The sequence below is a fragment of the Methylobacter tundripaludum SV96 genome (assembly GCF_000190755.2).
Lineage (GTDB): Bacteria > Pseudomonadota > Gammaproteobacteria > Methylococcales > Methylomonadaceae > Methylobacter_A > Methylobacter_A tundripaludum.
Genome location: NZ_JH109152.1, coordinates 129,744 through 155,739 on the forward strand (window position 1 = coordinate 129,744; position 25,996 = coordinate 155,739).

The 25,996-nt window shown below is 46.7% G+C and carries 28 protein-coding genes; 17 read left to right on the forward strand and 11 right to left on the reverse strand.

What is annotated here, in order from left to right; genetic code table 11:
• Window positions 1–21 precede the first annotated feature (21 nt).
• The 11 genes from bioB to METTU_RS00685 all read left to right on the forward strand — a co-directional run bounded on the left by bioB (window position 22) and on the right by METTU_RS00685 (window position 11,904).
• Window positions 22–990, forward strand: coding sequence for a biotin synthase BioB (bioB, locus tag METTU_RS00635; RefSeq protein ID WP_006889355.1), 969 nt, complete (start codon window positions 22–24; stop codon window positions 988–990).
• 203 nt (window positions 991–1,193) lie between these two features.
• Window positions 1,194–2,363 carry an 8-amino-7-oxononanoate synthase gene (bioF, locus tag METTU_RS00640; RefSeq protein ID WP_006889356.1) on the forward strand — a complete coding sequence of 390 codons (1,170 nt, stop codon included), beginning with the start codon at window positions 1,194–1,196 and terminating at the stop codon, window positions 2,361–2,363.
• Window positions 2,360–3,223, forward strand: coding sequence for an alpha/beta fold hydrolase (locus METTU_RS00645; RefSeq protein WP_006889357.1), 864 nt, complete (start codon window positions 2,360–2,362; stop codon window positions 3,221–3,223). Before bioF ends, METTU_RS00645 begins: the two co-directional genes overlap by 4 nt.
• Window positions 3,214–3,987 carry a malonyl-ACP O-methyltransferase BioC gene (bioC, locus tag METTU_RS00650; RefSeq protein ID WP_006889358.1) on the forward strand — a complete coding sequence of 258 codons (774 nt, stop codon included), beginning with the start codon at window positions 3,214–3,216 and terminating at the stop codon, window positions 3,985–3,987. The genes METTU_RS00645 and bioC overlap by 10 nt, the downstream gene beginning before the upstream one ends.
• A complete protein-coding gene (gene bioD / locus METTU_RS00655; RefSeq protein WP_006889359.1) occupies window positions 3,987–4,646 on the forward strand; it encodes a dethiobiotin synthase in 660 nt (219 codons plus the stop codon). The genes bioC and bioD overlap by 1 nt, the downstream gene beginning before the upstream one ends.
• A gap of 187 nt (window positions 4,647–4,833) precedes the next feature.
• Entirely contained in the window at window positions 4,834–6,681 is a 1,848-nt protein-coding gene (locus tag METTU_RS00660) for a hypothetical protein (protein ID WP_006889361.1), read from the forward strand.
• A 181-nt stretch (window positions 6,682–6,862) separates the two neighbouring features.
• Window positions 6,863–7,261, forward strand: coding sequence for a bacteriohemerythrin (locus METTU_RS00665; RefSeq protein WP_006889362.1), 399 nt, complete (start codon window positions 6,863–6,865; stop codon window positions 7,259–7,261).
• A 243-nt stretch (window positions 7,262–7,504) separates the two neighbouring features.
• The gene (gene coxB / locus METTU_RS00670) at window positions 7,505–8,659 is read left to right on the forward strand and encodes a cytochrome c oxidase subunit II (RefSeq protein ID WP_006889363.1); all 1,155 of its coding nucleotides are present in this window, start codon (window positions 7,505–7,507) and stop codon (window positions 8,657–8,659) included.
• 54 nt (window positions 8,660–8,713) lie between these two features.
• Window positions 8,714–10,330 carry a cytochrome c oxidase subunit I gene (gene ctaD / locus METTU_RS00675; RefSeq protein ID WP_006889364.1) on the forward strand — a complete coding sequence of 539 codons (1,617 nt, stop codon included), beginning with the start codon at window positions 8,714–8,716 and terminating at the stop codon, window positions 10,328–10,330.
• Between the two features lie 155 nt (window positions 10,331–10,485).
• The gene (locus METTU_RS00680; protein WP_006889365.1) at window positions 10,486–11,028 is read left to right on the forward strand and encodes a cytochrome c oxidase assembly protein; all 543 of its coding nucleotides are present in this window, start codon (window positions 10,486–10,488) and stop codon (window positions 11,026–11,028) included.
• 12 nt (window positions 11,029–11,040) lie between these two features.
• Window positions 11,041–11,904, forward strand: a complete 864-nt coding sequence (locus METTU_RS00685; protein ID WP_006889366.1) for a cytochrome c oxidase subunit 3 — start codon at window positions 11,041–11,043, stop codon at window positions 11,902–11,904.
• A gap of 74 nt (window positions 11,905–11,978) precedes the next feature.
• On the opposite strand, the gene METTU_RS00690 is transcribed toward METTU_RS00685, so the two are convergent.
• Window positions 11,979–12,227 (reverse strand): twin transmembrane helix small protein, encoded by a 249-nt coding sequence (locus tag METTU_RS00690; protein ID WP_006889367.1) that lies wholly within the window; start codon window positions 12,225–12,227, stop codon window positions 11,979–11,981.
• A gap of 108 nt (window positions 12,228–12,335) precedes the next feature.
• Here METTU_RS00690 and METTU_RS00695 point away from each other — a divergent pair, with 108 nt between their 5' ends.
• The 6 genes from METTU_RS00695 to rpoH all read left to right on the forward strand — a co-directional run bounded on the left by METTU_RS00695 (window position 12,336) and on the right by rpoH (window position 18,230).
• Window positions 12,336–13,058: an SURF1 family protein gene (locus METTU_RS00695; protein WP_006889368.1), complete on the forward strand. Its 723-nt coding sequence runs from the start codon at window positions 12,336–12,338 to the stop codon at window positions 13,056–13,058.
• Entirely contained in the window at window positions 13,039–13,635 is a 597-nt protein-coding gene (locus tag METTU_RS00700; protein WP_006889369.1) for a redox-active disulfide-containing membrane protein, read from the forward strand. The genes METTU_RS00695 and METTU_RS00700 overlap by 20 nt, the downstream gene beginning before the upstream one ends.
• A gap of 11 nt (window positions 13,636–13,646) precedes the next feature.
• Complete coding sequence (ftsY, locus tag METTU_RS00705) at window positions 13,647–15,641, forward strand: signal recognition particle-docking protein FtsY (protein WP_006889370.1); 1,995 nt, start codon at window positions 13,647–13,649, stop codon at window positions 15,639–15,641.
• Between the two features lie 8 nt (window positions 15,642–15,649).
• The gene (gene ftsE, locus METTU_RS00710) at window positions 15,650–16,306 is read left to right on the forward strand and encodes a cell division ATP-binding protein FtsE (RefSeq protein WP_006889371.1); all 657 of its coding nucleotides are present in this window, start codon (window positions 15,650–15,652) and stop codon (window positions 16,304–16,306) included.
• Window positions 16,307–17,305 carry a permease-like cell division protein FtsX gene (gene ftsX, locus METTU_RS00715; protein ID WP_006889372.1) on the forward strand — a complete coding sequence of 333 codons (999 nt, stop codon included), beginning with the start codon at window positions 16,307–16,309 and terminating at the stop codon, window positions 17,303–17,305. It abuts the gene before it with no gap.
• Window positions 17,306–17,372: 67 nt separating this feature from the next.
• Window positions 17,373–18,230 (forward strand): RNA polymerase sigma factor RpoH, encoded by an 858-nt coding sequence (rpoH, locus tag METTU_RS00720; RefSeq protein WP_006889373.1) that lies wholly within the window; start codon window positions 17,373–17,375, stop codon window positions 18,228–18,230.
• A 102-nt stretch (window positions 18,231–18,332) separates the two neighbouring features.
• Here the strand turns inward: rpoH and METTU_RS00725 are convergent, their stop codons facing one another.
• The 10 genes from METTU_RS00725 to METTU_RS00770 all read right to left on the reverse strand — a co-directional run bounded on the left by METTU_RS00725 (window position 18,333) and on the right by METTU_RS00770 (window position 25,940).
• Window positions 18,333–18,569: a TIGR02647 family protein gene (locus tag METTU_RS00725; RefSeq protein WP_006889374.1), complete on the reverse strand. Its 237-nt coding sequence runs from the start codon at window positions 18,567–18,569 to the stop codon at window positions 18,333–18,335.
• Window positions 18,570–18,639: 70 nt separating this feature from the next.
• Window positions 18,640–19,329: an O-methyltransferase gene (locus METTU_RS00730; RefSeq protein WP_006889375.1), complete on the reverse strand. Its 690-nt coding sequence runs from the start codon at window positions 19,327–19,329 to the stop codon at window positions 18,640–18,642.
• 107 nt (window positions 19,330–19,436) lie between these two features.
• Window positions 19,437–20,444, reverse strand: coding sequence for a GGDEF domain-containing protein (locus tag METTU_RS00735; RefSeq protein ID WP_006889376.1), 1,008 nt, complete (start codon window positions 20,442–20,444; stop codon window positions 19,437–19,439).
• Between the two features lie 129 nt (window positions 20,445–20,573).
• Window positions 20,574–21,452, reverse strand: a complete 879-nt coding sequence (locus tag METTU_RS00740) for a fructosamine kinase family protein (RefSeq protein ID WP_006889377.1) — start codon at window positions 21,450–21,452, stop codon at window positions 20,574–20,576.
• On the reverse strand, window positions 21,452–21,955 hold the full coding sequence (locus METTU_RS00745) for a YgjP-like metallopeptidase domain-containing protein (protein ID WP_006889378.1): 504 nt from the start codon (window positions 21,953–21,955) through the stop codon (window positions 21,452–21,454). Before METTU_RS00745 ends, METTU_RS00740 begins: the two co-directional genes overlap by 1 nt.
• Before the next feature lie 6 nt (window positions 21,956–21,961).
• On the reverse strand, window positions 21,962–22,894 hold the full coding sequence (locus METTU_RS00750; RefSeq protein ID WP_006889379.1) for a hypothetical protein: 933 nt from the start codon (window positions 22,892–22,894) through the stop codon (window positions 21,962–21,964).
• A gap of 226 nt (window positions 22,895–23,120) precedes the next feature.
• Window positions 23,121–24,005, reverse strand: a complete 885-nt coding sequence (locus tag METTU_RS00755) for a carbon-nitrogen hydrolase (RefSeq protein ID WP_006889380.1) — start codon at window positions 24,003–24,005, stop codon at window positions 23,121–23,123.
• A 97-nt stretch (window positions 24,006–24,102) separates the two neighbouring features.
• Window positions 24,103–24,720 (reverse strand): DUF2238 domain-containing protein, encoded by a 618-nt coding sequence (locus METTU_RS00760; RefSeq protein ID WP_006889381.1) that lies wholly within the window; start codon window positions 24,718–24,720, stop codon window positions 24,103–24,105.
• Between the two features lie 8 nt (window positions 24,721–24,728).
• Window positions 24,729–25,172, reverse strand: coding sequence for a glutaredoxin domain-containing protein (locus METTU_RS21495; RefSeq protein ID WP_006889382.1), 444 nt, complete (start codon window positions 25,170–25,172; stop codon window positions 24,729–24,731).
• Window positions 25,173–25,217: 45 nt separating this feature from the next.
• Window positions 25,218–25,940, reverse strand: coding sequence for a DUF3313 domain-containing protein (locus METTU_RS00770; protein WP_254257791.1), 723 nt, complete (start codon window positions 25,938–25,940; stop codon window positions 25,218–25,220).
• Between the last annotated feature and the right edge of the window lie 56 nt (window positions 25,941–25,996).

A 25,996-nucleotide genomic window follows, 5' to 3' on the forward strand; every position in this document is an offset into this window, starting at 1 on the left:
CAGTAACTGGAGCTTAACAGAATGTCTGCAAACCCTGCAATTCGCCATGATTGGCAGTTGGACGAAGTGCAAGCGCTTTATGCGTTGCCTTTTAATGACCTGATTTTTAAGGCGCAAACCGTACATCGGGAAAATTTCGATCCCAATGAAGTTCAGATTAGTAGCCTGTTGAGTATCAAAACCGGCTCTTGTTCCGAAGATTGCGGCTATTGCCCGCAAAGCGCCCGCTATGATTCCGATTTGACGCCCGAGGCGCTAATGCCGGTCGATGCGGTATTGAAGGCGGCGCAATTGGCTAAAGATCAAGGCGCATCGCGTTTTTGCATGGGCGCGGCTTGGCGTCAGCCTAAGGATAGGGATGTGGAACGGGTGGTGGAAATGGTTCAGGGCGTTAAGGCGCTGGGTATGGAAACCTGCGTAACCTTGGGAATGCTGACCGACGCCCAAACGGCCCGATTAAAAGAGGGCGGTCTGGATTATTACAACCACAATCTGGATACTTCGGAAGACTATTATTCCGAAGTGATCACCACGCGGACTTACCAGGATCGTCTGGATACGCTGGCGCGGGTCAGGGATGCCGGGATTAACGTGTGTTGCGGCGGCATCGTGGGCATGGGCGAGAGCGATGTCGATCGCGCCAATCTGTTGATCGAACTGGCAAACCTGCCCAAGCATCCCGAAAGCGTGCCGGTCAATATGCTGGTGCAGGTTGAGGGCACGCCGCTGATGGGCACAGAGTCGCTGGATCCGATCATCTTTATCAGAACCATAGCCGTTGCCAGAATCATGATGCCCAAGTCGCGTGTGAGGCTATCTGCAGGTCGCAATAACATGAGCGATGAAATGCAGGCGTTGTGCTTTTTGGCCGGCGCCAACTCGATTTTTTACGGCGATAAATTATTGACCACCGACAATCCGATGACTAACCATGATTTGGCTTTGTTTGATCGTTTGGGGGTCTATTCCGGTGGTTCAAGTTACGCTTGATGAGTGCTAACTGTTCAATTTTATAATGGAACACGGATGATACGGATAAGCACAGATTTATCTCACAGTTTGCGCTGGATCCCAAGCCCCAGCTTGGGAATCCAGTCTTGGAAGCTCCAGCTTCCTGACTCGCGAAGCTGGAGCTTCGCCTTCTGGGTTCCCAAGCTTGAGCTTGGGAACCAGCAACATGTGTCTTAAACCTAATGGCTCACCCATTCTCAGAGCTAACAGCCGAGCTTGATGATATTGCCCAACAGGGCTTATATCGCTCCCGGCGGATTATAGAATCCCCTCAAGGCATTAATCTGGAAATTGACGGCAGGAATGTTGTCAATTTTTGCAGCAATGATTATCTGGGGTTGGCCAATCACCCCGATGTGGTCAATGCGTTTAAAGCCGGTGCGGATCAGTACGGCGTCGGCAGCGGGTCGGCGCATTTGATTTGCGGGCATAGTGCGGCTCATCATGCTTTGGAAGAAGAGTTGGCGGCGTTTACCGGACGCGACCGGGCATTATTGTTTTCTACGGGATACATGGCCAATATCGGCGTGATCTCGGCTTTATTGGGGCGTGGCGATGCGGTGTTTGAAGACCGGTTGAACCATGCTTCCTTGTTGGACGGCGGCCTGTTGTCCGGCGCACGATTTAAGCGCTATGCCCATGCCGATGCGGCTGATCTCAGCGCAAATCTGGAAAAAGCCGCAGGTAACAAACTGATCGTGACCGATGGCGTATTCAGCATGGATGGCGATTTTGCACCTCTTAATGAATTGGCCGTTGCCGCAAAAAAACAGGGTGCCTGGCTGATGGTTGACGATGCGCATGGACTGGGCGTAATCGGCGAATACGGCGGCGGGATTGTTGAACATTACGGTCTCGGTCAGGACGATGTGCCGGTATTGATGGGGACTTTGGGTAAAGGTTTTGGCACTTTTGGCGCGTTTGTCGCGGGTTCCGAGGTATTGATTGAAACCCTGATCCAGAAAGCTCGCACTTATGTTTACACCACCGCTTTACCGGCGGCAGTTGCCGAGGCGACACGGGCAAGCCTAAAAATTGTTATCTCAGAAAGCTGGCGTCGGGACAAGCTTAAAAAACTGTCGGAGCGATTCAGGCTGGGCGCGGAGCAGCTCGGGCTACAGGTGATGGCATCGTCGTCGGCCATTCAGCCCATCCTGATTGGAGACAGCCAAAGGGCTGTAAACATCAGCAACGCTTTATTAGATGCCGGTTTTCTGGTCAGCGCGATACGCCCGCCGACCGTGCCTCAAGGCAGCGCAAGGTTACGGGTGACTTTTTCTGCGCTGCATGAGGAACAACATGTCGATCGGTTGCTGGATGCATTGGCTAAAATTATCGCAGGTTGCAAGTGACAAAAATTCACCTGGAAACGTTCGGCAAAGGCAAGCCCATTGTGCTGGTGCATGGCTGGGCGATGCACACCGGTATCTGGCGCGAGTTCGCCAAGCAGTTGGCGCAAAATTACCGTGTTACCTGTATCGATTTGCCGGGACACGGGCGTAGCGAAAAAATCGATCCGTTTACGTTGGAACGGATTAGCGACGAGTTGGTTAATATAATCCCCCCTAGCCCCTCTTTTTCAAAGGGGGGGAATGAGTATGCCTCTTGCCCAAGAGAGGGCAATGGGCAAACCTCCCTCTTTAAAAAAGGGGCTGGAGGGATTTGCTGGCTGGGCTGGTCCTTGGGCGCTACGGTGGTGCTTGATATAGCCGATCGTTACCCGGAGCGGGTGTCTTCACTGGTTTTGCTGGCGGGGAATCCCTCGTATACGCAAACAGAACAATGGCCGGGCATGGATACAGGCTTGCTGGATGATTTTGCGGGGCATTTGAATAAAAACTGTCAGGCGACTTTGCTGCGTTTTTTATCCTTGCAGGTAAACGGCTTGCCCGATCGGAAAATCCTGTTGAAGACGCTTAAAGAATCCGTGTTTGAATGCGATGCGCCTGATAAAAATACCTTGCAGGGCGGATTGAAAATACTAAAAGAGGCTGATTTGAGGCCGGTTTTATCCGGGCTGACTATTCCTGTCTCGGCCATCTTAGGCGGCCTGGACACCTTGGTTCCCGTGGCCGTAGGTCAAAAAATGCAGCAGTTATTGCCAAGCTTGGAATTAAATGTAATCGACAGGGCAGGGCATGTGCCGTTTTTATCGCACAGCCGGGAAACGCTGGCGATTATTTCCCGATTTATGGATGAGCAATGTATTTAGATAAAGCCAAAATCAGGCAGTCGTTTGCTGCGGCTTCGGTTACTTATGACGGTGTTGCCGAGCTACAGCGCACTGTCGGTAAGGCGCTGCTGGGCACTATCGATACCGAAAGCCTGAGGGGGCCTCTGTTGGACTTGGGGTGCGGCACCGGTTTTTTATCCGCAAAGTTATTGGCGTTTGCTCAGCCTGTTATCGCGCTGGATATGGCGTTGCCGATGTTGCAGGTAACGCGAACAAAGCTGGCCGATATGCCGAATGTCACTTATTTATGCGCCGATGCCGAGCAGTTGCCGCTTGCCGGACAAATCGTCGATGGCGTGTTTTCCAATCTCGCGTTGCAGTGGTGCATCAATCTCGATGTCGTTTTTACCGATATTAAACGGGTATTGAAACCGGGCGGTCGGCTGGTTTTTTCGACATTCGGCCCGCAAACGTTACAGGAATTAAAAGCCGCGTGGGCGGATGTCGACGACTACAACCACGTTAATGACTTTTATAGCGAGCAACAGCTGACTCACTTTCTCCAGTTGGCGGGTTACACCGAGATAAAAATTGAAACCAGGCTTTATAGATCGAGCTACGGTTCGGTTTTGGCGCTGATGAAGGAGCTAAAGCACATCGGCGCGCATAACATGATTGCCGGGCGTAATAAAAATATCACTACCAAAACGCAGATGCAGCGCATGATTGCGGCTTATGAGCGGCATCGGACCAGCGATCGGATTCCTGCGACTTACGAGGCCATTATGGTCACGGCAAGCTAATGGAAAAAGGTTACTTTATAACCGGCACCGACACCAACGTCGGCAAAACTTGGGCGACGATTGCGCTGATGCGTTACTTTAAAAGTCAGGGAAAATCGGTTGTAGGCATGAAACCCGTTGCCGCCGGTTGTTTGATGTTGGACGGGCGGCTGCAAAATGAAGATGCGTTGCTGATACAAGAAAACGCGTCATTGCAGATTGATTACGACTTGATCAACCCTTACGCCTACGAACTGCCTGTTTCTCCTCATATTGCGGGTGTAAAAGACCCGGTCAGACTGGATCATTTGGCCGTCAAATTCGAGCTGTTGAAAGCCCTGGCCGACATCGTTGTCGTTGAAGGCGCCGGAGGTTGGTACACGCCTTTAAATGAGCGGGAAGCTATCAGCGATTTGGCAAAAGTGCTGGCGCTGCCGGTTATTATGGTAGTCGCCATCAAGTTGGGGTGTATTAATCATGCAAGACTGACGCATCAGGCGATAAAGCAGTCAGGCGTAAATTGTGCGGGCTGGATTGCAGTTTGTACGGACCCGGAGTTGTTAAACGGGGACGAGAATATCCTGACCATAAAAGTCGGTGTGGATGCGCCTTTGCTGGGTGTTCTCCCTTATAGGGAAAGCGCTGATTTCAATTTTTTCGCGGAACAAGTGCAGATATAACCGCGCATTGGTAATACATCTTTACGGCTATACGGATACAGGAGATAGAGCAATGCAGGAGCTGTTGTCGAACGCCTTTACGGGTGACCAGGTAAAAATAAAACATGACAAAGTCTCCGAGAAAGCCCTATTATTTTCGTTTTTTTCCAGTTAGATTCGCCGTTAACTTACGGCACAAGGTTAATGCATGTCGATTCGCACTATCTCATCAGTAAAATTAATTTTAGTTGCCGGTACGCTGTTGTCCGGATGTACAACGACCCGGCAAATTGTGGTTGATCATCCTTCCACTCAGGCGAGCCAGTTTCAACCTTTACAAGGTTTTCAATCCATTGATGGCGATGATTATTATGTGCGGTTGATTTCGGAGTTCGATTTTAAAGGCGACAATGTCTTAAAAAGCGGCTGTACCAATATGGCGCCTTCTTATGAAAAAGGCGATTTATCGGCGGCTCTTATTTATAGCGTGCGTAACGAGGCGCTGAAGTTTAGTCGTGAAGCTACCGGCTTTTTGTATCAGGCGACCACCGGCAAGTGCAATTTTACCTTCGATGCCAAGAAGCTTTACCTGACGCCGTGGATACGTCTGGATTCGGGCAGGGAAACCATGGTCGATTATAACTTTTACACGAACGCTAATAGCGACGTGGATGTATCGAGCTTGGTCGGTGATGTGAATGCAGCCGGCAATTTGCTGGCGCTGACGGGCGTCGGCATGGGGGTTGCGATCATGGGGCAGGTTGCCGGGCAGTGGGTAAAGAGCAATCAGCAGGCGGAAGTAACAACGCCTGCGTCCCATCAATCGGCCAAACATAGTTCGGAGTCGCATTCATTACCGGCGGCTACGACTTATGCAGGTAAGACCGGAACGCTCAATCAGACGATGTTTAAGGTTTTTGATGTGGCGGAAGGCGGGTTCCATCTGTTTGGTTCCGATACCAAGCAGCTGGGTGAACTAAAGATTTATCCGGAAATTTTGCCTTCTTTGCTGTTAAAAACGACGGCTGACGGCATCCCTGATGCACGCGATTTGTCGTTCGAAGAAATTGGCTATTCGCCAATAAAATCAGCGGCTGGGGAAATCAATCTTCAGCAATTGATTGAGCAATCGAAACATCCGGCAAAACCGAATTTAAAGCCTGACTGGAATAATTACCCGGACGTGGAAGGTAATTGCCGGAAATTGAAACTGGTGATGAAGGATTTGGGTTTTAACAAGTTTGACCGCAATGCGGTGATTTACTATTTTCTGGCTAAAAATGGCGATTGGAACAACTACAATATTACTCGGCAAAAGACGCAGAGTGAAGAAATGCGCCCTAAAGTCATAGAAAGTTATCGCAGCAAAAACTTCGCTAATTGTCTGGCACCTGATGATTATGTGGCTATGAAGTCGATGGGATTGCCGGTTAATACGCCGTCCGACTGGGATCAGGTGGGCGAGGCCAGCCACAAAAAAGAGCAATTGTTTACGCCGCTTAAGTCGATTGAGAGGCAGTTGGTTGCAGTGCTGAACAATCCAAACAAGGCAGAAATGGAGCGTCAGCTGTTTCCCTTGCTAAGTACGGAAAAAAATGGCGACGGCAGTGTGTTACTGCAAAATCATTTAGGTAATTTTGGCTTGGAATTATTGCTGAATCCTCCGGTAGCGCCAGCTCCTACGGATGCTTCAATTGCCCAGGTTGCTCCCGTTGTAGCAGCAGCGCCTGCGTCGGCGGCTATCCCTGGCGAGGGCGTTATTGTCAGCGCTCGTCAACTGGCGCAAGTCTTTTCAGGGTTGTTAATAAACGAGCTGAGCTGCGCGCGCCCGGTTCCTGACAGCTTGGGAAAATCTGCGGGACTTTTATTATTTACCACTAAGGAAGGCAGTCCGCGTGTTAAAGGCGGCGCTATGGAGTTTGAATTTTCCGGCGGCAAGATTACACGCGTTGCTTTTCAGCTATCCACCTATCGGGATTTCGAGCAGGATTTGTTGGATCGTCCGGAAATTGGCGGATGTCGAATTGACCCTTCTTTTCTGGCAAAGTTACACTAACGTAAATGTTGTTCTGATATTATTCACCCCGGCTTGGAAATTAACAAAAAAATCAGGTTTTTGGTGGGCGGGGAGTGTGTTGATTTATACCATAAATTAAATATGGATTTGGAGTTAGATATAATCCATAATGTTTGTGCGGTAAATAATCAATAATATAAAAAATATCAGGAGAGACGTTATGGCTTTAATTACTTGGACAGCCGGTCAATACGGTACAAATGTTGGCTTTGCAGATGATGAACATAAGATTTTGTTTGATAAGCTTAATAAACTGTATGATTTAGCAACAGGAGGAGCGGAACGTTCTGCAATAGGTGCGCAATTAGATGATTTGATTTCATATGTTGTCGATCATTTTGCTCATGAAGAAAAAGAAATGCTGGCAAAAGGTTATGCAGGCTACGATCGCCACAAGGAGGAGCATGAAGCTTTGATAGGTATTTGCGGCGGTCTGCAAGCAAAATTTCATGCGGGTCAGGCAGAAGTTGACGAAGGCGTTGGTCAACTGGTTAAGGGTTGGTTAGATAGCCACATTCCTAACTTTGATATGGCTTATGCGGATGCGCTAAACAGCTAATCCGATTCCAAAATTAGAAAACAAAGGGCTTGTGAGTTGCATTGATTCACAAGCCTTTTTATTGCGCTAAATAATATCAAGGAAAGGACAGCTGGTATAGATTGCCTTCATAGGTTAAAATCAAAAAGATTATTTGTGATAATTATTACGTAAACGGAATAGGGCCGACCTTGGCATGTCCTGAAATTACGAAACGATATAACGCATACAAGAGTTTATAACTACTAACGAGGAGGCTGCTCCGTGAAGAAAACAAAGCAACTGTTCGCAGGTCTGATCTTAATGGCTTTAGGCCTAGGGACAGCGCAGGCGGAATATACGCTCAATTTAATGAGAGGGGTTACAAAGGTCAGTAATGACGTTTATGACCTGCACATGCTGATTCTATGGATTTGTGTATTCATAGGTATTGGTGTGTTCGGAACTATGTTCTACTCGATTTACCATCATCGTAAATCAAGAGGACATAAAGCGGAGCAGTTTCATGAAAATACCACGGTTGAAATTATTTGGACGATTATCCCGACCTTGATTTTGATTGGCATGGCTATTCCAGCCACCAAGGCCATGATAGAGCTGGATGATGTGCAAGAATCCGAAATGTCCATTAAGGTAACCGGACATCAATGGAAGTGGGAATATGAATATCTTGATAATGGAATTCATTTTTTCAGCAGTCTGGATGAGGCGAGCAATAAAGTACGTCAAGTAGGTTCAGGCATCGATCCTAGATCCGTTCCTCATTACTTGTTGAATGTTGATAAGCCGTTAGTTATTCCAACTAAGAAGAAAATTCGTTTTGTATTTACCTCAGCAGACGTAATCCATTCATGGTGGGTGCCGGATCTGGGTTGGAAAAAAGATACTAATCCCGGTTTTATCAATGAATCATGGACTTCTGTAGATGAGCCAGGTACTTATCGTGGTCAATGTACCGAACTTTGCGGTAAGGATCATGGGTTTATGCCGATTGTGGTCATCGCAATGAACGAACCTGACTACAATGCCTGGGTAGAGCAGCAAAAAGCGGCGATAGCGGCTGAAGCAGGATCGGCAAGCAAGCAGTGGACTAATGAAGAATTGATCGCTAAAGGTAAATCCGTTTACGACACGAACTGTTCATCTTGTCATATGGCGGATGGCGCGGGTTTATCGGGCACTTTCCCTGCTATAACAGCAAGTAAAGTGGTAACCGGCGATATTAATGCTCAAGTTAAGCTGATGTTGGATGGAAAAGGCATGATGCCTGCGTTCGGGAAAATATTAAGCCCAGTTGATTTCGCGGCAGTCGTAACATATACCCGTAATGGTCTGGGTAATTCAGTGGGTGATTCTATTCAACCCTCAGCTATCCAGACTCTGCAATCGGCTACACCGGCGGCAGGTAAAAGTGAATAAGTCATTGCGTTGTTATCGATCTAATCTTTTTTATATATTCAAGAGGTATGAAATATGTCTGCTGTAGTCGCTGAACATGATGATCATCACGATCATCACGAGCATGGCCCTGCCAAGGGGCTATTAAGATGGGTTATTACCACCAATCATAAAGATATCGGTACGTTATATTTGCTGTTTGCCCTGACGATGTTTTTTGTCGGCGGCGCAATGGCAATGGTTATTCGCGCCGAATTGTTTGAACCGGGTATGCAGTTTGTTAATCCCCAGTTCTTTAATTCGATGACCACCATGCATGCCTTGGTTATGGTATTCGGCGCAGTTATGCCGGCATTCGTCGGCTTGGCCAACTGGATGATTCCAATGATGATTGGCGCTCCGGATATGGCATTGCCGCGTATGAATAACATGAGCTTCTGGTTGCTGGTTGCCGGTGTTTTATTACTGGCAAGCACCTTGTTTATGGAAGGCGGCGCACCTGCCAGCGGTTGGACTTTGTATCCACCGTTAGTATTGCAAACCGGTAAGGCATTGCCTTTCGCGATTTTCTCTGTGCATTTGCTGGGTATCTCGTCAATCATGGGTGCGATTAACATCATTGCAACTATTTTCAATATGCGTGCCCCAGGCATGACCTTGATGAAAATGCCGATGTTTGTTTGGACCTGGTTGATTACCGCTTTCTTGTTAATCGCTATCATGCCTGTTTTTGCCGGCGCAGTGACCATGTTGTTAACAGACAAATTCTTCAATACCAGCTTTTTTGATGCTGCCGGTGGTGGTGATCCAGTTCTTTATCAACACATTTTCTGGTTTTTTGGGCATCCTGAAGTTTATGTAATGATTCTGCCTACCTTCGGTGTGGCTTCTACAATCATTCCGGTATTTGCTCGCAAACCTTTGTTTGGTTATAGCTCAATGGTTTATGCGACTGCTTCAATTGCATTTTTGTCATTTATCGTATGGGCTCACCATATGTTTACGGTCGGCATGCCAATAGCAGGCGAGTTGTATTTCATGTATGCAACCATGTTAATTGCAATTCCTACCGGGGTTAAAGTTTTTAACTGGACTGCGACCATGTGGAAAGGTTCGATGACTTTTGAAACACCGATGTTGTTTTCGATTGCTTTTGTCGTTTTGTTTACGATGGGTGGATTCACCGGATTGATGATGTCTGTTGCACCGGTTGATTTTCAGTATCACGATACTTATTTTATTGTCGCGCATTTCCATTACACGCTGGTTCCAGCTTCGGTCTTTATATTGATGGCTGCCGGCTATTTTTGGCTGCCTAAATGGACCGGTCATATGTATGACGAAAGAATCGGTCGGTTGCACTTCTGGTTATCTGTAGTATCGGTCAATATCCTGTTTTTCCCTCAGCATTTCCTGGGACTTGCCGGTATGCCTCGCAGAATTCCTGATTATGCCGTTCAATTTGCGGATTGGAATATGATTTCCAGTATTGGCGGTTTTATATTCGGTGCCAGCCAACTGCTGTTCCTGTATATCGTTATCGATACAATCAAAGGCGGAACCGGCGAAAAAGTAACTGATGAAGTGTGGGAAGACGCTGCCAAGCATAGCTTGGAGTGGACTTTGCCATCACCACCGCCGTATCATTCTTTTACTACACCACCTACAGTTATACCGACTGAGCATATCTAGGGTATTGCATTCAGGTTGCTTTCAAAAGCAACCTGCTTAGATAACGTATCAGGTGAAATAATGAATACCAAACAAAAAAATATTTTGACAGCAGTGATTTTGATTACAATTGCGGTCACTATTTATGTTTTTGCAGTGATAAGAGCTGTTTCTCAATGAAGGAAGGCGTTACTCAAAAAAACACTAAGTTAGTTCGGATATTGGTGTTTGTTGTATTGGGAATGTTTGGTTTTGGCTATGCCCTGGTTCCTCTTTATGATGTTTTGTGTGAAGTAACAGGACTCAATGGAAAAGTCGAATCGTCCGCTATTAAGGAAGTTAGCTACGAAATTGATAAAAACAGAGAGGTCACCGTAGAGTTTATGACTGCGCTGAATGAGGCAACACCGATGGTGTTTCGTTCAGAAATAAAAAAATTAAAAGTTCATCCAGGCGAATATTATACGGTGAATTTTTATGCGGAAAATAAGACCGATAAGGTAATGATTGCTCGGGCAATTCCAAGTATTTCACCCGGAGCGGTTGCTGAATTTTTTAAAAAAACAGAGTGTTTTTGTTTTTCAGAACAGACATTCAAAGCGCGAGAAGGCAGGACTATGCCGGTGCGTTTTGTTGTTAACCCTGAATTACCCGAGAAATATAAAACGATTACACTTGCATATACATTTTTTGATAATACTGAAACATCAGTGAAATGAGAGAGGAAGGTCATGTCTACAAGTAACGAGTATTACATTCCGCATAAAGCTACCTGGCCGGTCATTGGAACTGCCGGTTTGGTGATGATGCTGGCTGGATTTGCAAATTATTTAAATGGTTCGACAGCCGGTTCGGCCTGGATGTTGTTGGGGCTAACGGTATTTATTGTTATGCTTGCCGGGTGGTTCACATTGCAGTCCGGGGAAAGTGAATCAGGCATGTATAGTACGCAGGTGGGTATTTCCTATCGTATGGGCATGATGTGGTTTATCTTTTCGGAAATCATGTTTTTTGCCGTTTTCTTCGGTACACTTTGGTATACGCGTAATTTATCGGTGCCGTGGCTGGGCGGTGAAGGCGCTAGGGCAGCAACTAAAGAGCTATTGTGGCCTTCTTTCGAAGCAGTCTGGCCTACCAATGGTCCCGGTAAAGTCGGCGGCGAATTCGAGCCTATGGGAGCGTGGGGATTGCCTTTCCTGAATACCTTAATTCTGCTGACTAGCGGCGTATCTTGTACTTGGGCGCATCATGGCTTGCTGGCAAAAAACCGCGATCAGTTAATTAAAGGCTTGGCGGCTACTGTAGGTCTGGGCCTCTTATTCGTGTCATTCCAGGCATTCGAATATCATGAAGCGTATACTGAAATGGGTTTAACTTTGGGTTCAGGCATCTATGGATCTACCTTTTTCATGTTGACCGGTTTTCATGGTTTCCATGTTTGCGTAGGGGCTATTATTCTGAGCGTTGTTTTATTCCGTAGCTGGAAAGGTCACTTTAAACCGGAAAATCATTTCGCTTTTGAAGCCGCTGCCTGGTATTGGCATTTCGTTGACGTGGTATGGTTAGGATTATTTGTATTTGTTTATGTAATTTAGTCTAAACAGCCAAACCAAAAAAAGCGCTGCCTAACAGACAGCGCTTTTTTTTTGTCGGAATGGTTGAGTCGTTTTTATTTAACAGGGGCGACTGGCGTTTGGTGCATTCGAGCACCCAGGCCGTGAGGCGTGAACATGCCGGTTGCAAAGGCTATAAAAATAAAAATGAATAATACGATTGAAAGTGTAATGCGAAAAGTCAGTGCTTTGACTGTTTTTTCGGATTGTTCCTGAGTCTTGTGTGTAACCAGATGGAATAGTGCTGAGCCCAAGCTGATAATTATCAGGATAAAGGCGATAATAACGATGCTTTTTATAATCATGAGTACAGTTATGTTCGTTGATGGGTAAGGTTTTTGTATTCTCGGTTATTTAGGTGCCTGTGCCAATAGGATAAGGAAAAAAAGCATGATCCTCTCGGATACTACTCAATGAAGTTTAAAATCATTCCAACGTTAGTTTATTTGTGCCTGTTACCGACGTTGATTGCGCTTGGAATGTGGCAATTGGATCGTTCCGAACAGAAACGGGCATTTCTTAAGGAGCAGGAGCGAGCGCTCGCAACTGAAACTCTGCATTTGTCGACGGCTATTGAACACAATACAGAGGCATTGAGATACAGAAATGTCGATGTTACAGGGCGTTACGATGTGGCGCACCAGTTTTTGATAGATAATCAAATCAGCGACGGGAAGGCAGGCTATTTTGTCTTGACGCCATTCATATTGACCGGGGAAACTAAGGCGGTTTTGGTGAACAGGGGCTGGATTCCTTTAAACCAGAATCGGTCGATTCTTCCTGATTTACAGATTAATAAGGCGGAAGCGATTATTGCCGGACGGATTAATAATTTTCCAAGCGTTGGTATAAAATTAGCCGGGGCGGAAATTCCAACCGAGGGTTGGCCATCAATAGTGCAGGTGGTTGATAGTGACGTTTTAGCTAAAAAATTAGGCTATTCATTATTCCAATTCCAGATTGAACTGGCTAAAGAGTTACCTGATGGCTATAAGCGGGAATGGCATACATCAACCATTATGCAGCCCGAACAACATACGGCCTATGCAATTCAATGGTTTGCATTGGCATTGACACTAACGATACTATTTATTTGGTACAGTTTTAAAAACAACGATGCAAAATCAAAAAAATAAAAATCATATATTAATTTTGGTTATCTTTGGGATGTCGGTTATTCCCTTTTTAATCGCTTGGGGATTAAAAGAACATCCGCAGCTGTTAAAGGGACAGACCAATCATGGACAGTTAATAACGCCGCCATTGACAACCGAGCGTAGTGATCTAACCGGTTTTGACCGGTTTTCAACTGATAATATGTCCGAACTTACCGGGCACTGGCTGCTGGTAAACGTCATTCCAAATGGCGATTGTAATGAATCGTGTATCGAAGCTATTCATAAAACCAAGCAGTTACGGCTCATGCTGAATAAAGAATTGACCCGTACGCGTCGAATTGTCATGGTCTTAAAAGATGTTGCGCCGGAAACCGCTAGCAAATGGTGGGAAGATGACCAGACCTTATTAAGAGTTAAGCCCAATGATGCGGTTATCAAGAAAATTGCCGCAATCAGGCAAAGCAATATTCCTGACGGGATGCTTTTGTTAATGGACCCGCTGGGTAATTTAATGATGCAGTATGAACCGGGTTTCGATCCTTACAATGTAAAAAGTGATCTTATGCATCTTTTGCGAATCTCACAAATCGGATAGTGGAAAATAAAATGTTTAGAAAAATAACTCTCTTTAGCGTTGTTTTAGCTTTAATAGTTATCGTAGCAGGCTCATACGTTCGTTTATCCGGAGCAGGGCTGGGCTGCCCTGATTGGCCTGGATGCTATGGACAGGCCATTGTTAGCGAGCAAGCCGATTTTAAAGCGCAGGCGGCGGAGGCATTTCCCGGTCAGACGCCCGATATAGAAAAAGCCTCGAAGGAAATGAGTCATCGTTATCTGGCGGCAACCTTGGGCGTGACTATCTTGTTGTTGGCGTTGCTTTCGTGGCGCGAACAACAAAGTCGCCTGGCGGTCGTTACGGCCGTATTGGGGCTGGTAATTTTAGTCGGATTGCAGGCGGCTTTAGGTATGTGGGCCGTCAAATTGCACGTTATGCCGATTGTCGTAACCGGCCATTTGTTGCTGGGCATGATGACTTTCTGGCTGCTATTCTGGTTGTATTTACGGGTTAACCCGAAAGCTTCGCTGCTCACAGTGCGCAGCAATGGCTTGGCGTTGTTTGCCCGAGTTGCAATGGGGGTGTTGTTTTTAGAGATTGTTTCAGGGGGTTGGGTTAGCGCTAACTATGCCGCTTTAGCTTGTTCGGGATTTCCTCAATGTAATGGCTCATGGTGGCCTAAAGCGGATTATCAAACGGCACTGGATTTATTTAACGGCTTAAGCACAGGTTATACCGGCGTCATAGCATTCGATGCGCAAGTCGCCGCAAATTGGCTGCATAGGGTCGGTGCGTTGGTTAGTTTTATCGTGCTGACGTTGTTGATGTTGAACGCGACATCGGCGCATCATCCAAAACCGGTCAGGCGAGCAGGCTTATGGCTAAGCGTGCTGCTGTTGGCGCAGGTTGGCTCAGGCATTATCGGCATTAAACTCGGGGCGCCTTTATGGGCTGCGGTGGCTCATAATGCTTTTGCAGCCTTGTTGATGCTGCCGTTGATTGCCATCAGCTTTTACAGTCGTCATGCTTTTGTTGAAAAGCTAAAGCCTGCCGCAGAGGTTGAGGCGAAACGCGAAGGCGTAGCCGTTCCTGCAGCGGAAGAAGCTTATCCGGCAGCGGAACCTGAGTCGCTATACCTGCGCCTTAAGACCCAGTTAAAACGCACCCGTTCCGGGCTTAGCGGAGTATTGGCGCACATTCCCCTGGGTCGGCAAGAAATTGACGAGGATTTGCTGGAAGAAATTGAAGCCAGTTTGTTAATGGCTGATATAGGTGTTGATGCGACCACGGAAATCATCAAGCGTTTGACTGAAAGTGTTGAGCGGCACCAGCTCAATGACGGCGAGGCGTTATCGGCCGCTTTAAAGCAGGAATTGCTGATTATGCTCCAGCCGTGCAGCAAGAATTTGCACATCCCAAAACAGGACAAACCTTTTGTTATTCTGGTTGTCGGCGTCAATGGCGCGGGTAAAACCACAACCATCGGTAAACTGGCCAAACGCTTGCAAGCTCAAGGCCATAGCGTCATGTTAGCCGCCGGGGATACGTTTAGAGCCGCGGCTGTCGAGCAATTGCAAACCTGGGGTGAGCGTAATAACATTCATGTAGTCGCTCAGCATACCGGGGCCGATTCGGCATCCGTTATCTATGACGGCGTTCAATCCGCGCAGGCCAAAGGCATCGATGTGTTGATTGCCGATACCGCCGGACGTTTGCATACAAAATCCAACCTGATGGATGAATTGAAAAAAGTAAAACGGATTATGAGTAAGCTGGATGAAACCGCGCCTCATGAAGTGTTGCTGGTGCTGGATGCCGGCACCGGGCAAAATGCCTTGTCGCAAACGAAACTGTTTAACGAAACTGTTGAATTGACAGGCTTGGTTCTGACCAAACTTGATGGCACCGCAAAAGGCGGTATTATTTTCGCGCTGGCCAAACAGTTCGGAATCCCGATTCGTTTTATAGGAATAGGCGAAGGTATTGATGATCTGCAGGATTTCGATGCAGATGCTTTTGTAAATGCATTGTTTGTCAAAGACTAAAGAGGCCTATGTTAAAGTTTGATAATGTCAGTATGAGGTACCCTGGCGCAGGCGATGTCTTGCGTAATGTCAGTTTTCATCTGCAACGCGGTGAAATGGCTTTTCTGACAGGGCGTTCAGGGGCAGGAAAAAGCACATTATTGAAATTGATTGCGGTTATTGAGCGTTGCAGCCGGGGCCAGGTTTTATTGGACGGTCAAGATCTCAATCAGGCTAAGGATAGACAGGTTCCTTTCATACGCCGGAAAGTGGGATTGATCTTTCAGGATTACAAACTGTTACAGGATAGAACGGTTTTCGATAATGTAGCGTTGCCGTTAGTGATAGCAGGCTACGGACACCATGAAGTTTCCCGAAGGGTGAGAGCATCATTGGATAAAGTCGGCTTATTAGGCAAAGAAAGAAAATATCCTGCTGTCTTATCCGGTGGCGAGCAACAGCGGGTCGGGATTGCTCGGGCGGTGGTTAATAAGCCGCCGATGATTTTGGCCGATGAGCCGACCGGGAATCTTGATCCTGAACTGTCCGCCGAGATAATGCATTTGTTTGAGCAGTTTCAGCAGGTTGGCGTCACCATATTGATTGCTTCGCATGATATATCATTGATTGCCCAAATGAATCATCGAATCTTAAAGCTGGATCACGGTCAACTGGTTGCAAGTTAAATGATGAAACATGTTAATAAAAAACCGGGTAAACAGGAACCGCGCTGGCAAACCAAAATTTCGGGCGGTAATTTTGTCGATAAATTTCATGCTTATCGGAATCTTCATGCGCATGCGTTGTTTTCAAGTCTTGGACGATTAGTCGCATCACGATTCTCTTCTGCAATGACAATCGTTGTTTTGGCGATTGCCATTTCACTCGCCAGCGGTTTTTATATTCTGGTGGCGAACCTACAGCAGCTGGCGGGTAATTTGGAAGCCAGCAATCAAATTTCGTTATTTCTTAAAGACGACATTTCAGAAGCGAGGGCAAATAAGTTTGCGGGCGTCATCAGGCAAAACCCCGATATTCAGGATGTTAAATTAATTACCAAGGAGCAGGCGCTCGCAGAGTTCCAGTCATACAGCGGCTTCGGCGAAGCGGTAAAAGCCCTGGAAAAAAATCCGTTACCGATTGTCATTCAGGTGTTACCCAAAAATTCATTTGAAAACGAGCAGGCGCTTGAGGTTTTGCTTGATGATTTTAAGCGCTCGGCGGAAGTTGATTTTGCCCAGATGGATATGCAATGGGTCAAACGCCTGCAGTCTATTATGGAAGTGGCGCGACGCGGCGTTATTTTATTGAGTTTGTTGCTGGGTGCGGGAGTGCTGTTTATTACGGCCAATACCATACGCCTGGAATTGCATAATCGCCGCGATGAAGTCGTGATCGCAAAGCTGGTGGGTGCGACCAACGGGTTCATTCATAGGCCGTTTTTGTACAGTGGTTTTTGGATTGGCTTTTTTTCCGGCGTGGCTGCATGGTTTATAGTGACAATCATCATGTTGATTTTAAAACAACCCATCGAAAAGCTTTCCGGACTTTATGATGACGCTTTCCATGTGCTGTTTTTCGGCTTTACCGAAACCTTGGCATTATTGTTTATCTCGTCTGTGCTGGGTGTGGTGGGTTCATGGATAGTACTGCATTTCCAACTGCGGCAATTAAAACCTGAGTAGAAAATTATTAGCACTCTTTCTTGCAGAGTGCTAGAATTCAAAAAAAGTTTTTTACATGGGAGTCGCAATGAGTAACGCATTAGCTTTACCTATTAATTTATCAGTCGGAACATTTGACGCCTATCTAAATGTCGTCAGGCAAATGCCTAAATTGACAGTAGAACAGGAACGCGAGTTAGCCTTAAAATTCAGGGATGATGGCGATTTGGAAGCCGCACGCGAATTGGTTATGACCAATTTGCGTTTTGTGATTCACGTTGCCAGAGGCTACAGTGGATATGGCTTGTCTATGCCGGATATTATTCAGGAAGGTAATATCGGATTGATGAAAGCCGTTAAACGGTTTGACCCTGATGTTGGTGTGCGTTTGGTTTCTTTCGCCGTCCACTGGATTAAGGCTGAAATTCACGAGTATGTGATTAAGAACTGGGGCATCGTAAAAGTTGCTACCACCAAGGCGCAGCGCAAACTGTTTTTTAACCTGCGTAAATCCAAGCAGGATTTAGGCTGGTTGTCCAATGACGAAGCGGTGGCGATTGCCAAAGACCTTGATGTGGATGTGAGTACCGTTTACGAAATGGAAAAACGTCTGGGCAGCAGGGATATGTCGTTTGATATGCCGGTCGATGAATCAACGGAAGAAAGTTATGTTGCCCCGGCCAGTTACCTCCATCAGCACGGCGGTGATCCTGCGGTACTGCTTGAAAATTCGGATTGGGAAGGCCATGAGCAGGATTTATTGGCAGATGCGATGGCGGAGCTGGATGAGCGCAGCCTGGATATTCTTTCAAGCCGCTGGTTGATGGACAAAAAAGCGACATTGCATGAGCTTGCCGAGCGTTACAATGTGTCCGCTGAGAGGATCAGGCAATTGGAACAAAACGCGATGAAAAAGTTGAGAGCAGCGGTTGAACTGGCCGCTTGATTGATAATTGGGTCATAGCAAAAAAGGCTTAGCGATGACATCGCTAAGCCTTTTTTATTGCCTACGGTTTAATATAACCGTAACAGATTTTTTAAAACGATTTTAAGCCGGCGTGAGTATATCGAGAACCGTTTGGGCCTGTTTAGCAGTTTCAATGCCAAGATTGGTCAAATAGCCGCCGTCATCTTGCGATACCAAGCCTTTTTCAAATAGTCGGTGGGTGGCGGCGATTGTTTCCGGTGAAGCGGTTTTATGTATCTTGATACCTTCTTGAGTGGTGGCCAGGTTGTAGCGAACAAGAATGTTCAGTTCTTCTACAATATCTTTGGTATAGGGCATAGTGAATCCTCATGACTCATTGATTTAAAGCAATAGCATAATGCTATTTATAAAGAAGGAGTATCTTTTTTTATGCGGTCTTTTTCCTCGCGACGATCACCCCATCACGGGTCGGGTTGATGAAGGTGTCAAACTCAGGGTCATTAAAAATGAGTTCATTGTGTTCAATAATTGCCTCAGTCCAGCCGGGAAAAATGTCGGTAGGATTTTCTACCGCCACCCGGCCGCGCCAAAGCACATTATCGGCAATATAAAGTCCGCCGGGGCGAATCCTGTCTTTAGCCATCAGCCAAATGGCAGGATAATCGCCCTTATCGACATCGTTATAGCAGATGTCGAATAATCCTTCTGTCTGGGCAAAAACTTCCTGAGCCATGCCGGCCCGGAAATCGATTCTATCCCACAAACCGGCATTGCTGAGATATTGCTCGGCTTTTTCCTGGTTGAGAAAATCGGCATCGGTGCAAATGACCTGGCCTTTTGAGCCAACCGCTCGGGCAAACCAATAGGCTGAATAACCGTAACCGCTGCCAAACTCAAACACCCGTTCAGCATTGATCATTTTAGCCTGCGCTTCAATAAAGACGCCCACCAAACGGCCAATGATGGGGAAGTTGTTTTTGTGCGCCAGCGCTTCCATCTCGGTTAGCACCGGATGATCGGTGTGTCGCAGTAAGCCGTGCATATAATTTTCAATGGCGGGATTGACCGGGATTAATACGCCGGGATTTGAAACGGTTGGGGATTTTATATCGGCCATTAGCGGTTCCTCATGGATATGTGTTTGTTGAAGTTGAATGACGTTGCCCGTGGTACGGGCTGATTTATTGGATGTTAGCTTGATGAAGACGATGACAGCGAGGGCTTTTAAAACAACTCAGTTTCACTGTGGTCGTTATCCCGAACCAGAACGGACATGTCTTCATACAAAATTATCCTGTTTCTGCCCGTGTCTTTGGCATGATAAAGCGCTTTATCGGCATGATCCAATTGTGTCGTGGGCATGGATATGCCGTCGACATGGGTTAAGCCAATACTGACAGTGACTCGGCCGACAGTTGGGAAGTTGTAATTGGCGACTGCTTCCCGGAAACGGTTAAACACATTTACCGCTGTTTCCTGGCTGGCTAAATTCAGGATAACAACAAATTCTTCGCCGCCAAAACGGAACAAAAAATCATTGTAACGAAAGCATTTTTCCATCAATTGACTAAATATCAGCAACACCTCGTCCCCATACAAATGCCCGAAATCGTCATTAACGCGTTTGAAATGGTCTATATCCAGTATAGCAATCCATGAGCTTTTTTCCTCTTTTGTATCAATAATTTGATGGTCTCTGTAATGTTCGCAAACTTGTAATAAGCGAGCGTCTAGCGACTGCCGATTAGGCAATTTGGTTAACACGTCCCGTTCCTTGGTATCATGTAATATCACCAGATTTCGATAGACTCCTCGCAAACGGTCAAGTAATTCAAGCATTTCCCGGTCGAACGCGCCTTCCAGATGAATAGCGCGTTCAGGGCCGCCGCTCCCTCGAACAAAAAAAATAGCCCACGCATGAAAACCGGATTCATCCGGAGCGCTGAGATTCAAGTCTGTCGTATGATCCAGTCCGGCAAGCAGGTCGTTATGGTCTTCATTATTCCTGGTGAAGTCCAAGGGAAATCGTCTGATTAATAGTTCACGAACAATACTTGTTTCTCCCGATTTTTTTCTTTCGTGATTATAAATTTCATAAACGACGGCACTATCAATCCATGGAATCTCAACAAGGAGCTCTAGAAATTTATACGTTAATGCCTGGTAATCCTGCTGGGCAGATAACCGTGTCGCCCAGGAAAAAATTTGCTGTACTGTTAGATTGATGGACATCGAAACTCAGCCGCAATATAAAAGGCTTGATTATGCAGCTTTTATACAAAAAATGGGACCTTTTTCGGGATTTTATGCCGATAAAAACGCTAAAAGTTAAAGACCCTGTCTAGTCGGCATAATGAGGGGTTATAGATCAGCTAATAACTTATCGAGCATATTCTCCGCCTGATGCAGATAGCTTGGCCCGAACAGGTTCAGGTGATTGAGTATATGGTATAAGTTGTACAGCGTTTTTCTGCGTGTATAACCCGGATCTAGCGGATAAACGGCTTGATAAGCCTGATAAAATGCCGGGCTGAAACCGCCGAATAATCCGGTCATCGCCAGATCCGTTTCCCGGTCGCCAAAGTAGCAGGCCGGGTCATAAATGACCGGATTGCCCTGTTCATCCGCCGCAACATTGCCGCCCCATAAGTCGCCATGCACCAAAGCCGGTTGCGGTTGATAGCCGGAAAATAACGGCTTTAAATTTGTACGGAGTTTTTCGCCCAGGGTTTGTAAGCGACCGCCATAGCCCTTGGCCGCAGCCAGTGTTAATTGATGTCCTAGACGTTGCTCTTGCCAGAATGTAATCCAGTCGTGATAGCGGCCGTTGATTTGTATAGTACTGCCGATGGTGTTGTTGCGGTGCCAACCGAAATAGGCCTGTTTATGCCGATGCAGCTGTGCAAGTTGTTGCCCCAGCAACTGTTCGGAACGGCTATTCAGGTTATGTAAGTCGATATATTCAAGCACCAAAAAAGCATGGTCAGTGGTTTGTCCGCAAACAATAAACTTCGGCACACGGATGGCTTGAGTATGCGCCAAGGCTTGCAAGCCTGCGGCTTCGGCCTCAAACATGGCAAGCCGTTCAGGCGTGTTCAGCTTGACAAAAAAACTGACATTTTCGGCCTGTAACCGGTAAGCCGCATTAATATCGCCGCCCGACAGCGGCTGGGCTTTGAGCAACTTAAAAGGCTGCCGGGTTGCCGACTCAATGTGTTGGACAATGGCTTGCCAATCCATCAGTAGAGCCTGCCGAATAAATCCATATGAGTCAGATACAGCCTCATATCCAGCTCGAACTGGTGATAAGACGGCTCCATGTGCTCACACAGCTTGTAAAACGCCTTGTTATGATCCTTCTCCTTTAAATGCGCCAGTTCATGCACGACGATCATCCTTAAAAATTCCAGCGGCACATTTTTGAACAGCGAGGCTACCCTGATTTCATTTTTGGCCTTGTGTTTGTCGCCCTGTACTCTGGAAATAAAGGTATGCAAACCCAAGGCATGATGAAGATCCTTAATCTTATCGTCGTAAATCACCTTGCTAAGCGGCTGGGACTGTTTAAGCAAAGCATTCTTCATGTCAACGGTATAAGCATAAAGCGCCTTATCCGTCCTGATCGTGTGAGTAACCGGGTATTTTTTCAACAGCGTCTCGCCCAGTTTATCTTTACTGATCAGCAGGCGTACCTGGCTGGTCACGTTTTCAGAATAGCCGATTAAATATTTTAATTCATGCATGGCTTATTACTTCAGCGAGTTCAGTATTTGCTCCAGAGGAGCGAGAGAGATCAATGCCCGGTAAAGAATCGTTTTATCTTCCATCAGCCCGTAACATTCATAGTGATAGGGCGAATCTATGGCGTGGCCTATGCCTTCTTTCCTCGATTCCGGGGGGATTTGCCTGATCAGTATATACAGCGCATCGCCGGATTTCAGTTGCGCAAGGTAGGTACGGTCAATGCTGATTTTATGCGACATATACACCAGCGGGTTGCGCTCGAAATCATGCTTTTCTATAACCGCCTTTTCCAACAAGGCGCTGGATATAAGACTACACGGGAATATTTCAGGGAACACCGCTTTATTTTTAAAGGGGTCGAAAAAAGCATCCTGATCGACCAGGGAACCGCACAAAAAGTTTTTTGCATTGCTGGTCGTAATGAATTTTCGTTTCAGGAAAAAACTGCTACCGGATATAAAAGACCGGTCGGGATGCTGGTTGAGGGCGCCAAACTGCGGAACATCCGGGTTGGTCAGAAATAAAGCAAACTTGGATTCTTTTTTGTAGCCCAGCAAAGCCAATGCGCCGCCCGATTTAACCGTAATTCTGTTGCTGAGAATCGTCTCCGGGTCTTCTTTTAGTTGCGATTTTTTTATATCGACCGATACCACCTGTCCGGGTTTGACTGCATTAACAAAAGAAAACTGGTAGTTGCTAAAACGCAGGTTTTTATCGCTAATAAGCGCATTTTCATTATGGTGCTGGCGATAAAGAAAAACTTTGTGTTCAATCAATGATTCCAGTTGAAATCCTAGTGCAATAGGGCCTTTGAACGGATTGTGATTGATGCGCAGCCACCTGTTTCTATCGTGAAACAAGTTGAAATCGTCCGTTGCATTACGTGCAACATCAATGTGTATTTGATTAAAAACATCCGAACTGTCTGATGTATGCATAGCGCCTCAACGATTAAATTTCCGGTAACTATTTAGCGCCATTAAATACAATGGAACGCGGATGCCAAAAGTAGGTGCCTTTAGGCGACGCAGATGAAGATGATGAACACAGATTGAAAGGCGAAAGTTGAATCGCGCAATGATTGCATTAGCCTTATTTAATCATAATTATCAGCGTCATCAGCGTTCTATTTTTTATTTTTGGCGGATGAATAACGACAGCGCTTTAATCGATAAAGCGTCGGGTCAAATCGCCGTATTCATCAATTCGACGGTCGCGCAGGAACGGCCATACTTGCCTGACGCGTTCAGCTCTTGCTTTATCAATCGTGCAGCTTAGGAGTTTTGTTTCCGAATCATTGGCGCTGGTGATGATGTCCCCTTGCGGCCCTGCTATAAAACTATTGCCCCAGAAATTAATGCCGGTAGTCGAATTCGGCGCCAGCTCAAAGCCGATACGGTTGCAGGAAATGACCGGAATGCCGTTGGCGACCGCATGCGAGCGTTGAATGGTAATCCAGGCATCCAGCTGGCGTTGCTGTTCTTCGGGGGAATCTTCCGGGTCCCAGCCTATCGCAGTCGGGTAAATCAACAGTTCAGCGCCTGCCAAAGCCATCAATCTGGCGGCTTCCGGGTACCATTGGTCCCAGCAAACCAATACGCCTAATTTGCCGATAGACGTTTCGATGGGCTTAAAACCCAAATCGCCGGGCGTGAAATAATATTTTTCATAAAACCCCGGATCATCGGGGATATGCATTTTCCGGTACTTACCGGCAATACTGCCGTCCTTATCGAAAACAACGGCGGTATTGTGATAAAGCCCCGGCGCTCGTTTTTCGAAGATGGTCGAGACGATGACGATGCCGAGCTCTTTCGCCACGCCAGACAGGATTTCAGTGGTCGGGCCCGGAATAGGCTGGGCAAGATTATAATTATTATAATCTTCGCTCTGACAAAAATACGGCCCCAGATGAAGCTCTGGCAACACTACCAAATCGGCATTGTTAGCGGCGGCTTCATGGATTTTTGCGATGGAAAAATCAAGGTTGGTCTGTCTGTCTTCATCGCAGGGCTGCTGGACAGCGCTAACGGTTAATGTTGATTTCATGATGATCGTGTGGGGTGGTTTCTGATGGACGTTATTTTATAACGATTTAGCGAAAGGAAATAACAAAACTGCGTCCGCTTCCGCGAAAGCGAGGGAGCTAAGAAGTGGGCTGAACCGGCTCCAGCATCAACTTGCTAATGTATCGGTCATGAATACGGCTTAACAGTGCCAGTGCCATCATCGCACCCAGTAGCGCATAAGCCATGTCCGACTGCGTATCCCAGATATAGCCTTGAGTGCCTAAAAAAGCGTCGGCGGCTTCCTTGCTTAACAGCGCAACCCACCATTCAATCAGCTCATAAACGGCGCTGATTGCCAGACAGATGCAGATGACGAAAAAATTAAGCCATTTGATGCTTTCCACCACATGATTCCTGATGAGGATTTCCCTGGCGATGATGGCGGGGATAAAGCCTTGGGCGAAATGGCCGAGTTTATCGTAATTATTGCGGTCTAAATTAAATGCGTCCTTTAGCCAGTCGAACAGCGGGACTTCCGCGTAAGTGTAATGTCCGCCGACCATTAAAATAAGGCTGTGGATCAGGATCAAGCTATAAGCCAAACCCGTTAAGCGGAATTTCCGGCGCGTCGCTATAAGCACGACCAAGGCAATCATTGCAGGCGCCGTTTCAAGCACCCAAGTCAGGTAATCCTTAGGATATGTACCCGACCAAATCAGTGCCGAAAAAAATATCCCGAACCACGTTTTATTCATAGATCGGTTTATTTCGCTAAAGCTTCTTTATAGGTGCTGGCGCTAAAACCACGGATGGCGGTGCCATTAATGACCGCCAGCGGGATACCGCCATAACCCGGATCAAGCGTCTTTTTGCGCGTTGCGGCGTCAAGGTCTTGTTCAATATCGTAGGTATTAAAGGCAATGTTGCTCTCGCGCAGAAAGGCCATGGCTTTTTTACAATAAGGACACCAGCTGGTGACGTAAAGATCGACTTTCGGCGCTGCTGCTTGAGCCATGTTATTGGCCGGAATCGGTTGCTGCGATTTGGCTTTAAGGTCGTCACGATTTTCTATGGCTGTCGGATCAGCGGGTTTCGATCCGGAGAAATGCGATTTTCCACCGGCATCGGTCCATTTGTAGATTTCGGCCTGGGCGGGTAATGCGAACGTCAGTGCGAACAAGAAAATAAGCGGGTGATTAATGGTCATGGTGTGTGGGTTCCGGTTAGAAATACGGGTTTTGGTTGGCTATCGTTATTCAGGCTCAGGGCAATCAGTATGTCCCTGTTTGGTACAAAGTTGGTAGTTTAATTGACTTGCCCAGTATTGGTAAGCTTGCTCAACATCATCCCAGCTGTCGAAAGAACCCAGTAAGGTTTTCCCGCCTGCCCGGCAGTCCGCTGAAGCCATCAGTAATTCACCGGTTTGCGAATCGGTGATTTTTCCCTCGACACTGGCTTGGCCGACATAAGATTCAGTGCCTGTCGCCAACATTTTAAGCAGGGACAAGGCGCGAGCCGAAGGGTAGACGGCCGTATATAAATCCAGCAGCAGTATCGATGATTCGGCATCGGTGAGGGCAAATTGTACGCGTAATGTCTCCGGTCCGGGATGAGCGACCAGTTTAAAATTCTTCTTTAAGGCTTCCCGCATCCGGTATTCAAACAGTTCTTTAAGTCTGTGGTTCTCGGCGTGGGTCATGTCGTTGAGATCGGAATCGGGCAGTTTGCTGGTAATGACGGGTTCCAAAATAATTTTTTTATAACCGGCCCAGTTAGTGCCGTCTTTCCAGAAACTTAATAAAGCATCGCCATCTTCGCCGTCTTTAAGCAGCGAATAATCGTCCAGGAAGTGGGACGTTTCAACATATCTGGCCTGATAGGTTCTCGCGCAACCGATGCTGAGCAGGACAAAGACAAGCACGATAATACGATTAATGGTCGGCATGAAGAGGCGGGACTGATTTTTGATATTCATAAAAGGCTTCAGCTCGATTAATGGGTCCACGAAGTTGCCATTGATTATCCGCCATA